Source organism: Corynebacterium sp. HS2168-gen11 (assembly GCF_024834075.1).
Taxonomy (GTDB): domain Bacteria; phylum Actinomycetota; class Actinomycetes; order Mycobacteriales; family Mycobacteriaceae; genus Corynebacterium.
In genome coordinates this window covers 132,627-146,961 of the sequence record NZ_JANUXR010000005.1, presented here as the reverse complement: position 1 = coordinate 146,961, position 14,335 = coordinate 132,627, and the positions used below count along the sequence as shown (strand labels likewise).

Here is a 14,335-nt window from a genome sequence, read left to right as displayed (position 1 = left end):
CGTGCAGTGGTTGTACGCGTAAAAGTGCTTGTGAGTGAATTTGGGTATGGCGCGTATGGGCGACAATGTTATTGGGAAATGGTGAGGGCGAATATGGAGGTATTACCAATGTTGATAAATGGGGTTGAATCTTGGATTTAATAGTTTCGTAAGTAGCTGATGGGGTATAGTTTTAAAGGTTAGATTATGAATCTAGGACATGTACCGTCTTGCGGCGGTTATATAAAAGGAGAATAGATATAATGCAACAGCGATTGAAACTGGCAGTTGCTACATTGATGGCAACTTCTTTATGTATTGGCAGTGTTGTGCCGGTACAGGCGCAGTCCAATACAAATAGCGTCGAAGTTGCAGTTGCCTTTGGTAATGGATCGTATGATGTGAATACTATTAACTCTCATGTAGGGGTTCGTGATCCTGACCAGCCAGTAGAAGATCTTCGAGTGGATTTACCATTTTCTTGTTCTGGAAAATTAACGCCAAAACAAGTACCAGATTTTAACCTTACTTTGATAGGCGAAGATGGTGTTGAACGCAATTCAGTCAATGTAAAAGATCTCGATATTTCTAACTGTAGAACTATCGTAAAGTTTAAGGATCTGCCAGATGGGAAATATTCCTTAAAGGCACAGTATGACAACATGGAATACGCCCTATTTTTTGGTCGTGAAAAGCTGGAAGGTCAAACAGAACAGATCCTGACGGACTTTGAGACGTGGGAGAATGGCCAGTTTGTCAAGAATCCGATTGAAGTCCACGGTGGTCAAAGATTGTCATCCAGTGCGCTTGCGTTGCTGCTTACGCACCGTCCGTTGGCGTTGAGATATAAGACTGAAATTGGCAGCTTCCAGCATAATGGTGCAGCTGTTCAAGATGTAGTAATTTATCCACGTCGTGATGGTGAAGCTGCGAAGTGGTTCGAGCATAGTTACTGGGATGAAACTACGACTCGTGCCGAAACCTTTATTGGTATTGGCGTTCCATACGCTGGTGTACCAGCGAAACCTCTATCACGCTTTGCTAAGTTTCCTGTTATCAGTAAATACAACATAGGTAAGTTTCCAGGCTCGCCAGAGCTGAATGCAGCTGAGAAAGAAAAGTATGTAGGCTATAAATGGTTAGGCTGGGCTGCTTACCCGTGGGATGCAACTGAGTTCACCGAGGCAACACAATTACGTGACGCTAATGGCGAAAAAATTATTTATGATGATATCGTAACTGGCGGTGACTTTGGCGCATATGAGGATATTCTCTTCGTGGCGAAGTGGGACATACCAACGCGTACGATCTCTTTTAAAACTGCTGCGGATGAAGGCACGATTAATGGTGGAACCACTGTTGAGTACACCATTGAAGGCAATGACAGTCTGAAGGATTTGAACAAGGAAGTGCCAAAGGCAGTTGCGCTTCCTGGATATGAGTTCGTGGGTTGGTTTACGGACTTGTCTGGCAATACGATTGCGGAAAAAGACATTTTCGAGAAACGGAACACCGGCGATAAGCAGTATTATGCGAAATATCGTCAGGTGCAGACCCCACCAACTGTGAATCACTACACCTTTGCGTTTGATCCAGGTGCAGGCAAGATTGTCAAAGGTGAGCAGAGCTATCAGGTTCAAGAAAATTCGCGTGTTGATGACGTTCCGCAGGTTGAAGCTCCTAAGGGACAGGAATTTGTGGGTTGGAAACGTGTAAGTGATGACACTTTATATACCAATATTGCCGAGTTGGTTTGGCGAAATAAGGCAACCAGCGATCATTCATTCGTAGCCGTGTACAAAGCAACCGAATTGCCACCAAAGGAGTGCAAGCCTGCGAAGTCTCCGCAGCACTCTTGGCTCATTGCACTGCTGCCGATCATCGGTGGTGTAATTGCGACTGTGGTTCCGGTGGTCAATAAGTTCCTTGCCGGTATTGTCAATAATATTAAGCCACAAGCCTTGAAAGATTTTGAAGCATGGATGGCGCAGCATACCGGTAGTAGCGTAAGCGAAGAAGCTCAAGCTGCGGGAACTGTGATTACTGCGAGCACGGTGCTAGGTGTACTGTCTTGGTGGTTGTTCTCGAAGCAAGAGGATAAGTGCTAGTACTTTACAGCTGATCGAGAGCTAGTAGCGTTACGCCGCTTGTGTACTGATAGAGACAGACACAAGCGGCGTTTTGCTGTTTATATAACCTGCAGGAAACAAAAATTTCCTTAATAGTAGTACGGGAATGGAGACCAATCCGGAGCGCGTTTTTCTAAGAAGGAGTTCTTACCTTCAACCGCTTCATCGGTCATATATGCCAGACGAGTTGCTTCACCTGCAAAGACCTGTTGCCCCATAAGTCCATCGTCGGTGAGATTAAAGGCGAACTTCAACATGCGCTGCGCTGTTGGTGATTTCATATTGATCTCACGTCCCAGCTGAATAGCTTCATCTTCGAGCACGGCGTGATCGGCAACGATATTGACTGCTCCCATGCGCTGCATGGTTTCGGCGTCATAGGTGCGCCCAAGGAAAAAGATTTCGCGGGCGAATTTTTGTCCGACCATCTTCGCCAAATACGCGGAACCGTAGCCTGCATCGAATGATCCAACATCGGCATCGGTTTGCTTGAACCGAGCTTCTTGTTTGGATGCAATTGTCAGGTCGCAGACCACATGCAACGAATGTCCACCACCTGCAGCCCAGCCGTTGACTACGGCAATGACCACTTTCGGCATGGTGCGAATCAGACGTTGTACCTCGAGGATATGCAACCGCCCACCTTCAACTTTGGTGCGAGCTTCATCAACGGTATCTTCCGTTTCGCCACTGGCATAGCGATACCCAGAACGGCCACGAATGCGCTGGTCACCACCAGAACAAAACGCCCAACCGCCATCTTTGGTAGAAGGCCCATTGCCGGTGAGCAACACGGTACCAACATCAGGATTTCGTCGCGCGTGATCGAGTGCTTGATACAACTCATCTACTGTGTGCGGACGAAACGCATTGCGCACTTCCGGGCGGTTAAACGCAATGCGAACAATGCCAAATTCGCGCCCTTCGCCGCGATGACGATGGTAGGTAATATCAGTGAACGTTTCAAAACCTGGCACAATTTCCCAAAGAGCTGGATTAAATGGGTTGTCCACGCTGTATTTCGATGCAGAATCAGTCATAATGCTTTCAGTCTAGCCGAGCATCTGAACGTGAAACAGCACAAACGACAACCTTCTATGATGATGATCGTCTTTGATGGAAACAGGCTGCACTATAGTAAGAAGGTATGGAAACTCCAAGGCTAGAAGATGTACTCGAACGCGCACATGTGGTGAGTTTGCCAATGAGAGTGCAATTTCGAGGCATTCAGCGTCGAGAAGCAGTCGTATTTGAAGGGCCCGCCGGCTGGGGTGAGTTTTCGCCGTTTTTAGAATACGGTCCGCAGGAATCAGCGGCGTGGCTGCAGTGCGGTTTAGAGATGGCCTATGCGGGTCCACCAGCGCTATTGCGCGACAAAATCGCAGTAAATGCGACTGTACCGGCAGTCCGACCAGAGCAAGTACCAGATGTGCTTGCCCGTTTCCCGGGATGTCGAACAATTAAGGTTAAAGTGGCTGAGCAGGGCCAAACCTTAGCCGATGATTGTGCGCGCGTTGCGGCTGTGCGTGAGTATGCGCCTGAAGCGAAGATTCGGGTTGACGCCAATCGGGGGTGGACTGTGCAAGAAGCGCTCGCTGCAGCGCATGCCCTAGGCCCGTTGGAATATATGGAACAGCCTTGCACAACTGTTGATGAACTTGCAGAATTGCGTATGCAGCTGATTCGCCAGGGGTTGTTTGTACGTGTTGCCGCGGATGAATCGATTCGACGCGCCAGTGATCCGTATGCCGTCGCACGCAGCCAGGGTGCGGACGTGGCAGTGGTCAAAGCAGCACCGTTGGGCGGGCCTCGGCATGTGCTTGAAATTGCCAAGTTTTATCGTGCACGCGGCCTTGATATTACTGTAGCCAGCGCGTTAGATACTGGCGTGGGCATGAATGCCGGCATTGCAGCGGTGGCTGGTTTGCCGTTGCACACTGATGATGACGATCTTGACGTCGAACCAGCTGCGGCAGGTCTTGCCACGCAGCGCTTATTCGTGGCGGATATTACCAAGCAACGCACGCTTATCGACGGCTATCTGCCGGTGGAAATGCTTGCTCCAGAACGGGATCGGTTAGAAGAATTTGCCGCTACCGGTGATCGAGTGGACCACTGGTTCGCCCGAATCCGTGAATGTTGGGAGTTCTTGGCGTAAATCGGCAGGAATATTGGCAGCGCTTTGAAAAGGATCATTTACGCTTGTGACGTGCAAGCGTGAATGATTGCGTACAATCCAAATCGGAATGCTAATATGTGCTACAAGATCGCAGGTAGGAATCCTTGAGCTTCGCAGTTCAGATTGCTTGACGTTAGTTTGTGTGTAATGGATATTGGCGTACTTATGGGCAAGGGAGATTGCGCGCATGCGGTATGGTGAAAGCTTATACATTGCAAACTTGCCACCTTTATCCATGTGTCATTTTCGGCAGTTTTGAATAAATTGAGCGCAATATAAACGGCCTCGCGCTCGCATACATGCATACAAATCACGATATGCCCAACGAACCGTTGGCGGATACTTTTCTACGGCCTAACGCTACAGTCCACCGACACATTACATCACACTGTGATCAATGAACACCACTCATTAGCAGTGCTGGTAACCGACACTTTACAACCACCGTCACCACCTTGTTCTTAAGTTCCATGCCATGGTGTTTTAGAATGGAAACCATGACTCATGCGGATACTCAAAGCCCAAAACTTGCAGCAGCACTAGCACGAGAACTTGCTCGGCATCTTACTGATATCGTGATCTGCCCAGGCTCTCGCAATTCAGCCTTATCATTGGCGCTGCTGGCGCGCAGCGATATTCGTATCCATTCCCGCATCGATGAACGATCAGCTGCCTTTTTGGCCCTTGGCATTGCACGCGTCACAGGTCGCCACGTTGGTGTGCTCACCACCTCTGGTACGGCAGTGGCCAATTGCCTCCCATCCTGCCTCGAAGCGCAGCATTCGCACACTCCGCTTGCAATTATTTCCGCTGATCGTCCGGCCGAACTCGTTGGAACCGGCGCAAATCAGACCATTGAGCAGCGCGGTTTATTGAGGTTGGACACGGTTGAAATTACGACCGAAGCCTGCGTCGATAAGCTTGTCGACGCTTTCACGCAGCCTGTCGTTCATATTAACGCCCGCTTTGCCGAACCACTGGTGGCAGGCATGCCGCAATGGGAAGCATCCGTTCCAAAGGTGCGTGTCCCAAAGTTTGCAATCGATCATGGCAGTGTGGTTGTGGATCTGACAAAGCACACGTTGGTAATTGCAGGCGATGAAGCATGGCGTGTGGATGGTTTGGAAGATGTGCCAACGATTGCCGAGCCAACTGCGCCGGCGCCATATCATCCGGTGCATCCATTAGCTGCTGGTATCTTCTTGCGTGAAGAAATTGCGCGCGGCGAGTTTGTGGTGCATACCAAGCCCGAGCAAATCATTGTGGTGGGGCATCCGACCTTGCACCGTGATGTTCAGGCATTGATTGCAGATCCGGCGATTGATGTGATTGTACTGAGCCGTACTGAAACTATTTACAATCCAGCACATCGCGAAATTACTGTCGCAACACGAGTGACGGTGCAAGGTGTAGTGAGTAAACAATGGCTGAAAATTACCGATTCTGCATCTCAGCTGGCGGCTGCAGCGGTTCGCGAGATTTTAGAAGATTCCAGCTACGGATTCACTGGACTCCATGTCGCTGCGGCGATTGCCGACACCATTGAAATCGGTGAGGCTTTCTTTGTAGGTGCATCGAATCCGGTTCGTGACGCAAGTTTTGTGGGATTCCCAATCGACGCGGTAGAAACCTTCTCGCCGCGCGGCACTGCCGGCATTGATGGCAATATTTCCCAAGCAACCGGTGTTGCACTCGCCGTCCAAGCTCGCGAACCTGACTTATTGCGCGCACCGCGTACCATTGCATTGCTAGGTGACGTGACGTTTTTGCATGAAGTCGGTGGTTTGCTCGCGCCTGAAGTAACCGTGCGTCCGGAGAACATGACCCTTGTGGTGGCAAATGACCACGGTGGTGGGATTTTTGAAACCTTGGAAGTTGGGGATAAGGAATATCGCAAAGGTTTTGAACAAGCCTTCGGCACCGCGCATACCGTTGATCTTGCGGCAATTTGCCAAGCCTATGGACACACGTACCATCGGGTGGAGAGCTTAACAGAGTTGTTGGAAGTGCTCTTGGAAACGAATACTGGTGAAGGTGTACACATTATTGAAGCTGTGACCACCAGGGAAACACGTCGCGAAATGCATGCGGATCTACGAGCAAAACTGGCGTTATAAACCATGACCCCAAGTATCCATCGTCAGCCAGTCTATAATGCCAAACGTTTGAAACGTCACGGCATACAATTGCTGTTGTTTCTCTACGCGGCAGCGACCGTGGGATGCTTGGCACTGGTGATCGGGCCTGCGTATAACGATTACATCATTGATGCTGATCCAGGCCGTGCGCTTGCGCGCGTGACTGCGGTGACGAACACGAAAACAGTGGTGGAATATCAAGATGAAACGGGTCTGTATCATTCGCCGAAACATGGCTTGCTCTATCCCAGTGGTTTAGGGCCTGGCCAGCGAGTCTGGATTACCTATGCCAAAACGGATCCAGAACTAGCGAAAGTTGAAGGACGTCGTTGGACGTTGGCAATTATCCCAGCGTTCTCGGTATGGGTTGGATTGCAAGTGCTAGCAGCAAGTATTGCGATTCTCTTGCGGTTGGGTAGTTTGTATCGTCCACGTGAACAACGCATCGTGCGGCTGAGTTTTCCTGTATCGAATGACGCTGGCGAAAGTTGTGCGCAATCGAACAATGAACTATCTGTTGCTGATGTCGAAAGTGGTATGCAGCCAGGAGATTCTGCGGAAAATTGCGCGCAATTGAATAATGATTCATCTGCTGACACCACGTCCGTTGCTGATGTCTCCAGCACTGCACCCGCCGCCGATGTCACCTCCGCGACCAGCACCACCTCGACCAATACCGCCGCCGCCGAACCTGACAACGATCGTCCATCACTATGAAAGTCGCCATCTGCGCTGAATCTTTTCTGCCCACCGTCAATGGCGTGAGCAATTCCGTTGCCCAGCTTGCACACTATCTCGCAGCACACGGGCACGATTGCCTCATTCTTGCTCCACGTGCTGGTGTTACTCAACAAAACGAAACATATTGCGGATTCCGGGTCGTCCGGGTTCCTGAAGTACGTGTTCCGCTGATTAATTCTTTCCGTGTTGGCGTGCCAACTTACCGGGCCTATCAAGAATTACAAAAGTTTCAGCCCGATATTGTGCACGCCGCAAGCCCGTATGTTTTAGCCGGAGCAGGCATTTTAGCTGCGAAACAGTTACAGATTCCAACAATTGCCGTGTTTCAAACCGATATTCCCAGCTTTGCGTTGCGCTATCATCTCACATTGCTGTACCAACCCGCATGGGGGTGGACTCGGATTCTTCATAATCGCGCGCAGCGCACACTTGCCCCTTCTTCGGTGGCGCAGAACAGTTTGGAAACCCACGGCATTTCCAACGTGCAGCGATGGGGTAGAGGCGTTGATACCACCCAATTTCATCCCGATCGCCGCAGTCAAACATTGCGCACAACTTGGGGAGCCCCTCAGCGAATCATCGTAGGATACGTTGGCCGGCTCGCCGCCGAAAAAGGGGTCCACCGCCTGCAGCATCTTGATGCTGATCCCGTGATTCAGCTCGTCATCGTCGGTGATGGTCCACTCATGCCCGCTTTACGACGCCAACTGCCCAACGCCATATTCACCGGACAACTTCGTGGAGAAGCATTAGCCAGAGCCTATGCCAGTTTCGATATTTTTGTGCATCCTGGCGAATTTGAAACCTTTTGCCAAACCATCCAAGAAGCGCATGCCAGTGGGATTCCCGTGATTGCGGCACGAGCTGGCGGTCCGATTGATTTGGTGCAAGATGGTGAAAACGGCCAACTGATTGACGTCGCAAAGCTTGCAGCACACCTGCCAACAGCTGTTCGCGAGATCGTGCTGAGTCCTGACTATGCTGCGATGTGTCAGCAGGCGCGAGCTGGCGTGCAGCAGAACACTTGGCCGGCGTTATGCGATGCGTTGATGGGGCATTATCGGGAGGTTGTTGCCTCTTACTCCCAGAATCATGGTGGAAGTTGTTAGACTCTAGGAGTGGCTAAAGCATCCTTAGAGAAAAAACCGTTCGACGTTGCCCGCATGTTTGATGCAGTTGGCAAGCGGTATGACATCACCAACACTGTTTTGAGTATGGGGCAAGACGCCCATTGGCGCAAGCGCACCCGGGAGCGGTTGAATCTGAAACCTGGCGAAAAAGTTTTAGATCTCGCCGCAGGTACGGCTGTCTCGACGGTTGAACTCGCCAAATCCGGTGCCTGGTGCGTGGCCTGCGACTTTTCTCAAGGAATGCTCGCCGCCGGCAAAGACCGCGACGTACCAAAAGTTTGCGGAGACGGCATGCAGCTGCCATTTCCTGATAACACCTTTGATGCCGTGACCATCTCCTATGGATTACGCAATATCTACGATTTCGAAGCTGGCCTGCGTGAACTTGCGCGTGTGACCAAGCCCGGCGGTCGGCTCGCCGTTGCCGAGTTTTCGACCCCAGTGCAGCCAGTATTACGCGTGATCTATATGAAATATCTCATGCGCCTGTTGCCGGCGATCGCAAAAGTGGTGTCCTCAAACCCAGAAAGCTACGTGTACCTGGCCGAAACCATCCGCGCCTGGCCAGATCAGGAAACCCTAGCCCGCGCAATTCGTCGAAATGGTTGGCAAGAGTGCGGCTGGCAAAACCTCACCTTTGGCATCGTGGCCTTGCATTCAGCGGTGAAACCCGCAGCGACTGATTAATCAGTGCTCCACAGCGGAGCTTCACGACGCATGAACCTGGTGAACTTCCCAGCAGTCCACCACGCTTTGGCCACCAGATCTTGATCTTCTGGTGAAACCAGATTGCCCATCAACCGAGCCGCCGCTGGCATAAGTATCTGGCCAAACGGTTTGCCGAGTGCCAGTGGGCCAAGTTTTTGCAGCAGGTCGGGATATGTCAGCAGGCGTGCTGCGGTGCGGGCAAGGGCAAATGCTTGGCCGTAGTGCTGGCGTAAAGTATCCGGCCATAGCAGTGTGAAATCTTTGCCTTCATCCAGCAGTGAAACTGCGAGTTGTGCGGTTTCCATGCCGTAATCAATGCCTTCGCCATTCAAGGGGTTCACACATGCGGCAGCATCGCCAATCATCATCCAGTTCGCACCCGCAACGTTGCTCACGGCACCGCCCATTGGTAGCAGGGCGGAGGCGACATGTGTTGGTGCGCCAAAATTCCATTCGGATTGGCATTGAGCAATATAGTGCTGCAACACCTTTTTGGTATTAAGTTTGGCAGGTCGGGTATCTGTGGAAAGTGCACCACAACCGACATTGGCGCTACCATTTCCAAGCGGGAAAATCCAGCCATAACCAGGTTGAGTTTGGCCAGCTTCATCGCGTAATTCCAGGTGTGAGTGAATCCAAGGTTCGTCGGAACGCTCGGTTGTGCAATACGAGCGAGCCGCAATGCCATACACTTCACCTTTGTGCCAGGTTCGGCCTAGTAGCTTGCCAAAAGTCGAGCGAACGCCATCGGCAACAATTACAAATTTCGGATGAATAGTTGTGCCATTCGTCAAGCTAATGGCAGAAATTTTAGAACCCGTAAATTCCACATCGCAGGCAGCATGACCCGTCAGTGCTGTGACGGCATCTTCTTGCACCGCATGTTGGAATAACAATTGATCAAATTCTGTACGCGGCATTGCCGAACCTTGCATGCCAAACGGTGACTGTGGCCAAGGAGCAGTCACGGAACCGCCGAAGCCATGCAATTTGAGACCTTGGGAGCAATAGCGCTGCGTGATAGTTTCTGCCAGACCCAGCTGTGCCAGTTGCGTAATCGCGCGCGGGGTTAAACCATCACCACAGGTTTTATCCCGCGGAAAGTCGTGGGCATCCACTAGTACCACGCTCAAACCCTTTCGTGCGGCATAGAAGGCAGCGGTTGCACCGGCAGGACCCCCGCCGATAATTGCAAGGTCGGTAGGGTACGAGTTGGAATCGCGAAGTTTAGTCACATCCTCTATTGTTGCAACAAACTACTCAAGCGTGCCAGCCGTAGAGGTTTGCAAGGCATGCTAGGGACTATTGTAAAGTGAACAAGAGCGAGAAACCCTAACTCTCGTGTCGAAGAGTATTCACGCTTTCGACGCGGGTGCAGCCATTAACAGAAACGGTAGAATAGCATGAGCAACGGTGCCGAATATCGCCAGCATACTGGTGATGCAACTGTCGGTACACGCGTCGACTTTGGTGATGAAGCATTAAACCAAGCGATGGTCGAAGGCATGATTCGTGTGGAGCGAAAACTGCGCGAAGAACTCGATAAAAGTGAAGACTTTTTGCACGAGCAAATCACCCATCTGACCAAAGCAGGTGGCAAACGTTTCCGTCCAATGTTTGCGCTGTTGGCATCGAATTATGGCCCACATGCCATGAGCGACGATGTTGTGAAAGCTGCCATCATTGTTGAAATGACGCACTTAGCGACGCTCTATCACGATGATGTGATGGATGAAGCAACGCAACGACGCGGCGCACCGTCGGCAAATGCTCGATGGAGCAATTCGGTGGCAATTCTCGCTGGCGATATTTTACTTGCACACACCTCGCGATTAATGAGCGAACTTGGTGTGGCAACCGTGGCACACTTTGCAAGTACCTTTGAAGCCCTGGTGACAGGGCAGATGCGTGAAACCGTTGGCGCTGGCGCAGGAGATCCGATCGAGCACTACATGAAAGTGATCGAGGAAAAAACCGGTGTGCTGATTGCTGCCGCTGGATACCTTGGTGCGTTGCATTCGGGTGCCGATGAAGACACCATTGAGGCGTTGCGAGCCACAGGTGCCGCAATTGGAATGGTCTTCCAAATTGTGGATGACATCATTGATATTTTCTCTGATTCGGATCAATCTGGGAAAACACCTGGCACGGATTTGCGTGAAGGCGTGTTTACCTTGCCAGTGCTTTATGCCTTGGCAGAAGACGGCCCGATTGGCGACGAACTGCGCGGATTGCTCACTGGGCCACTGCGGAGTGATGCTGATGTGGAACGCGCGTTGAACCTGCTGACGCAATCGACTGGACGCCAACGAGCCCTCGAGCAGGTGCATCGCTACTTGGCTGTCGCGGAAGAAAACCTGGCGAAACTACCGGAAAATGCCACCACCCAAGCGCTGCGGACCTTGGCGAATTACACTGTTGCGCGTGTGGGCTAAAGCCTTTGCCGGTGCATGCAATGCTGAATGCTTGACGACGATACTGCGTGCAATCTTATCGGTTATGACCTTGCGATTTGCCAAAGTCTAGGGGATTTATAGTATAGTTCTTAACGCACACGAAAGTGTTGCTGCCAGGTTGCCCGAGCGGCCAAAGGGAGCGGACTGTAAATCCGTCGGCGTAGCCTACAGAAGTTCGAATCTTCTACCTGGCACAATTGAAGCCCCATTGCGAAAGCAGTGGGGCTTTTTGCGGTTTGCCTGGCATGGGGCGGTTTCAAGGGATCGTGGAAACACAGCTGTGAGCTGAGCTGTGATGAGTGAGAATTGTTCGCTGCAGGGAATCTTGCGGGCGACGGTGCGGTGGTGGCGGCGATGGTGGTGCGGTGGCAGTGGCGCGCGTCGGTGTAGTGTGTGGAACTGAGTTCCTCTTGTATAGGGAACATGAAGGCTGTCGTGATGAGTGAAGTACGTACCGATGCGATGCGGGTTTTGGGCGTTGGCATATGCAAGCCGTGTTCCCAGAGTTGAGTGATGCTCTTGAAAAGCATCAACGTTAGGTGTGTATATATGCACTATCTTGCTTTTGAAAATGCGGCTTTGAACTGGCGATTTGTGTTTTTATAGGTGGGCGGGTTATTGTATTTTCAGTCGCAACACAGCGAAGACAAGAGAAATCAACTCTCGCTTGTTCGATGTGCCCCCTTAGCTCAGTCGGCAGAGCGTTTCCATGGTAAGGAAAAGGTCGACAGTTCGATTCTGTCAGGGGGCTCTGTTTCTTTTAACCGCTTAGTTTTAAGAATACAGGTATGGCGGTGTAGCTCAGTGGTAGAGCAAACGACTCATAATCGTTGTGTCGCGAGTTCAATTCTCGCCATCGCTACGGAAGCCTGATAAATACATAGGGTACCAAGTTGAACTTGGTACCTACTGGTGTATCAGGTGCCAGATAAAAAAATAGGGGCGTAGTTCAATTGGTAGAGCAACAGTCTCCAAAACTGTAAGTTGCAGGTTCGAGTCCTGTCGCCCCTGCAGAATACGAAAAGCGTCGGCCAGCATCGTTGGTCGGCGCTTTTTGTTATCACTTCATTTGAGCTGGTTCATCTCAGCGAGGATGAGGGTGAGTAGCATGTATGCATCCTCGTGGTGATCCTGCGAGTGCATCATGATGGTGTGAAACTATACCCACATGTGAAGTTCTTGGTATAGTGGAACATCTGTGAGGTCCAAGTTTATGCTTGGCACCATGTAGTACCAAGATTATTCATATTTTGAAACCAAGAGGAGACTCGCGTGAGCGAAGAACAGCCAACACAGGGCGGTGTCGCACGTCCGACAGGTAAGCGACAGCTTACGGGTGTTAGCACCACCTCGACTGCGTCTTATGAGGCAAAGCAGGCTGTTCCAGCCGGTGAGCCGGAAGAGTCCAAGGCGAATAAAGTTGCAGCCTTTATCCCTGAAGTAGGCGTCGAGCTGAAGAAAGTTATTTGGCCAACGGCAAGCCAAATGCTGAACTACACCTTGATTGTCTTTGCCTTTTTGATCCTCTTGACGGGATTGGTGGCAGGAGTTGACTTCCTCGCCGGTCTTGGAGTTGAGAAGGTTCTTGGCTCCCGCTAGTATGAATAAAAGATAGCGAAAGCATCCCGCCGAAATCCACGAGGAACGGCGGGATAAATTTTTCTCTACCGAGAAAACCGAACGTCGTAAAGCGTCGCCAATCAATCCCCGATAATTTTCCGTTAGCATGGGAAATATAATCGTTGCAAATATATTTTAGCCGTGAAGAAAGCGAGTAAGACACAATGAGCGATGAGACTCAGAACTCCTTGGCAGCTGCTTTTGACGAAGCAATCGTTGAAAGCGTCGAAGAGGACACCGTAGCTGGTGAACCAGATACTGCAAGCGTTCCTGTGGTTGCAGAGCCTGCTGATGATGAGTACAAGACTCGCCTGCGTGCATACGTTCGTGAACTGAAGAAGCTGCCAGGTAAGTGGTACATCATTCAGTGCTATTCCGGCTATGAAAACAAGGTTAAGACCAACCTTGACATGCGTGCGCAGACACTGGAAGTAGAAGACTCCATTTATGAAGTCGTTGTGCCAGTTGAACAAGCAACCGAGATTAAAGACGGCAAGCGTAAGCTGGTTAAGCGCAAGCTTCTGCCAGGTTATGTGCTCGTGCGTATGGACATCAACGACCGTGCATGGTCTGTTGTGCGCGACACCCCAGGTGTGACTTCCTTCGTGGGTAACGAGGGCAATGCAACCCCTGTGAAGCACCGCGACGTTGCGAAGTTCCTGATGCCGCAGCAAAACGCAGCTGCAAGCGATGAGTCTTCGATTAACGCTGAAGGCGAAAAAGTTGTGGCAATGCCAACTGATGTGCAAAAGCCACGGGTTGCGGTTGATTTTGAAGAAGGCGAAGCAGTTACCATTCTCTCCGGTGCGCTTGCTGGCGTTTCTGCCACTATTTCTGCAATCGATGCTGAAAACGGCAAGCTGCAGGTCTTGGTTTCTATCTTCGGTCGTGAAACCCCTGTGGATGTGACCTTGGATCAGGTAGAAAAGATTAACTAAGCATTCGTAGTACTGGTTGAAAGTACAGTTGCCCTCGTCGTATGGCGAGGGCTTTTGCTATTAAGGAACTAGCTAGGGTTGCTTCGCTGAGTACATGCTGGTGCCGTGCCAGTACCAAACGTTCAGGTTGAAGCAACAATAAGCGAATGAATACGGTTGTGAACTGCATGGCTATTCATGTAAGATGGACGATTGCGCGTGTGAAGCGCGCATTTCATATACGTAAACCGGTGGCTTAAGTATCGCTTATTATTGAAAAAATAGGCGATGAACTGGGCATCCGGACGAGCCGCAGCTTGTTTCGGCATTGTTGCAAG

General features: G+C 50.9%; 10 protein-coding genes, 4 tRNA genes and 1 pseudogene. 13 read left to right on the top strand and 2 right to left on the bottom strand.

The genetic code is table 11. The features are described 5' to 3' along the window. Positions 1–242: 242 nt before the first annotated feature. Entirely contained in the window at positions 243–2,087 is a 1,845-nt protein-coding gene (locus tag NXS99_RS05235) for an InlB B-repeat-containing protein (protein ID WP_259287603.1), read from the top strand. A gap of 110 nt (positions 2,088–2,197) precedes the next feature. On the opposite strand, the gene NXS99_RS05230 is transcribed toward NXS99_RS05235, so the two are convergent. After that, the gene (locus tag NXS99_RS05230) at positions 2,198–3,148 is read right to left on the bottom strand and encodes a 1,4-dihydroxy-2-naphthoyl-CoA synthase (protein WP_259287602.1); all 951 of its coding nucleotides are present in this window, start codon (positions 3,146–3,148) and stop codon (positions 2,198–2,200) included. Positions 3,149–3,255: 107 nt separating this feature from the next. On the opposite strand from NXS99_RS05230, the gene NXS99_RS05225 reads away from it, so the two are divergent. The 5 genes and pseudogenes from NXS99_RS05225 (at position 3,256) to NXS99_RS05205 (ending at position 8,983) form a co-directional block, all read left to right on the top strand. After that, positions 3,256–4,266 carry an o-succinylbenzoate synthase gene (locus tag NXS99_RS05225; RefSeq protein ID WP_259287601.1) on the top strand — a complete coding sequence of 337 codons (1,011 nt, stop codon included), beginning with the start codon at positions 3,256–3,258 and terminating at the stop codon, positions 4,264–4,266. Between the two features lie 518 nt (positions 4,267–4,784). After that, positions 4,785–6,404 (top strand): 2-succinyl-5-enolpyruvyl-6-hydroxy-3-cyclohexene-1-carboxylic-acid synthase, encoded by a 1,620-nt coding sequence (gene menD / locus NXS99_RS05220; protein WP_259287600.1) that lies wholly within the window; start codon positions 4,785–4,787, stop codon positions 6,402–6,404. Between the two features lie 48 nt (positions 6,405–6,452). Next, positions 6,453–6,821, top strand: a pseudogene (locus NXS99_RS05215) (DUF3592 domain-containing protein); the annotation flags it as partial. Positions 6,822–7,186: 365 nt separating this feature from the next. Further along, on the top strand, positions 7,187–8,275 hold the full coding sequence (locus NXS99_RS05210; RefSeq protein ID WP_259287599.1) for a glycosyltransferase family 1 protein: 1,089 nt from the start codon (positions 7,187–7,189) through the stop codon (positions 8,273–8,275). 9 nt (positions 8,276–8,284) lie between these two features. Further along, positions 8,285–8,983 carry a demethylmenaquinone methyltransferase gene (locus NXS99_RS05205; protein ID WP_259287598.1) on the top strand — a complete coding sequence of 233 codons (699 nt, stop codon included), beginning with the start codon at positions 8,285–8,287 and terminating at the stop codon, positions 8,981–8,983. On the opposite strand, the gene NXS99_RS05200 is transcribed toward NXS99_RS05205, so the two are convergent. Then, positions 8,980–10,239 (bottom strand): geranylgeranyl reductase family protein, encoded by a 1,260-nt coding sequence (locus NXS99_RS05200; RefSeq protein WP_259287597.1) that lies wholly within the window; start codon positions 10,237–10,239, stop codon positions 8,980–8,982. The two genes, NXS99_RS05205 and NXS99_RS05200, sit on opposite strands and share 4 nt — an antisense overlap. 168 nt (positions 10,240–10,407) lie before the next feature. On the opposite strand from NXS99_RS05200, the gene NXS99_RS05195 reads away from it, so the two are divergent. From NXS99_RS05195 to nusG, 7 genes are all read left to right on the top strand, one after another. Beyond that, entirely contained in the window at positions 10,408–11,439 is a 1,032-nt protein-coding gene (locus NXS99_RS05195) for a polyprenyl synthetase family protein (RefSeq protein ID WP_259287596.1), read from the top strand. Positions 11,440–11,572: 133 nt separating this feature from the next. Beyond that, a tRNA-Tyr gene (locus tag NXS99_RS05190) sits at positions 11,573–11,654 on the top strand. A 484-nt stretch (positions 11,655–12,138) separates the two neighbouring features. After that, positions 12,139–12,211 (top strand) — tRNA-Thr (locus NXS99_RS05185). A gap of 39 nt (positions 12,212–12,250) precedes the next feature. Beyond that, positions 12,251–12,322 (top strand) — tRNA-Met (locus NXS99_RS05180). 76 nt (positions 12,323–12,398) lie between these two features. After that, a tRNA-Trp gene (locus NXS99_RS05175) sits at positions 12,399–12,471 on the top strand. A 261-nt stretch (positions 12,472–12,732) separates the two neighbouring features. Next, positions 12,733–13,059, top strand: coding sequence for a preprotein translocase subunit SecE (secE, locus tag NXS99_RS05170; RefSeq protein WP_259287595.1), 327 nt, complete (start codon positions 12,733–12,735; stop codon positions 13,057–13,059). Between the two features lie 185 nt (positions 13,060–13,244). Beyond that, the gene (nusG, locus tag NXS99_RS05165) at positions 13,245–14,018 is read left to right on the top strand and encodes a transcription termination/antitermination protein NusG (RefSeq protein WP_259287594.1); all 774 of its coding nucleotides are present in this window, start codon (positions 13,245–13,247) and stop codon (positions 14,016–14,018) included. Positions 14,019–14,335 lie beyond the last annotated feature (317 nt).

Bases quoted from the DNA above. Each gene is read 5' to 3' on its own strand.
- nusG (WP_259287594.1), top strand. From the start codon at position 13,245: ATGAGCGATGAGACTCAGAACTCCTTGGCAGCTGCTTTTGACGAAGCA.
- NXS99_RS05230 (WP_259287602.1), bottom strand. From the start codon at position 3,148: ATGACTGATTCTGCATCGAAATACAGCGTGGACAACCCATTTAATCCA.
- NXS99_RS05235 (WP_259287603.1), top strand. From the start codon at position 243: ATGCAACAGCGATTGAAACTGGCAGTTGCTACATTGATGGCAACTTCT.
- menD (WP_259287600.1), top strand. From the start codon at position 4,785: ATGACTCATGCGGATACTCAAAGCCCAAAACTTGCAGCAGCACTAGCA.
- NXS99_RS05225 (WP_259287601.1), top strand. From the start codon at position 3,256: ATGGAAACTCCAAGGCTAGAAGATGTACTCGAACGCGCACATGTGGTG.
- NXS99_RS05195 (WP_259287596.1), top strand. From the start codon at position 10,408: ATGAGCAACGGTGCCGAATATCGCCAGCATACTGGTGATGCAACTGTC.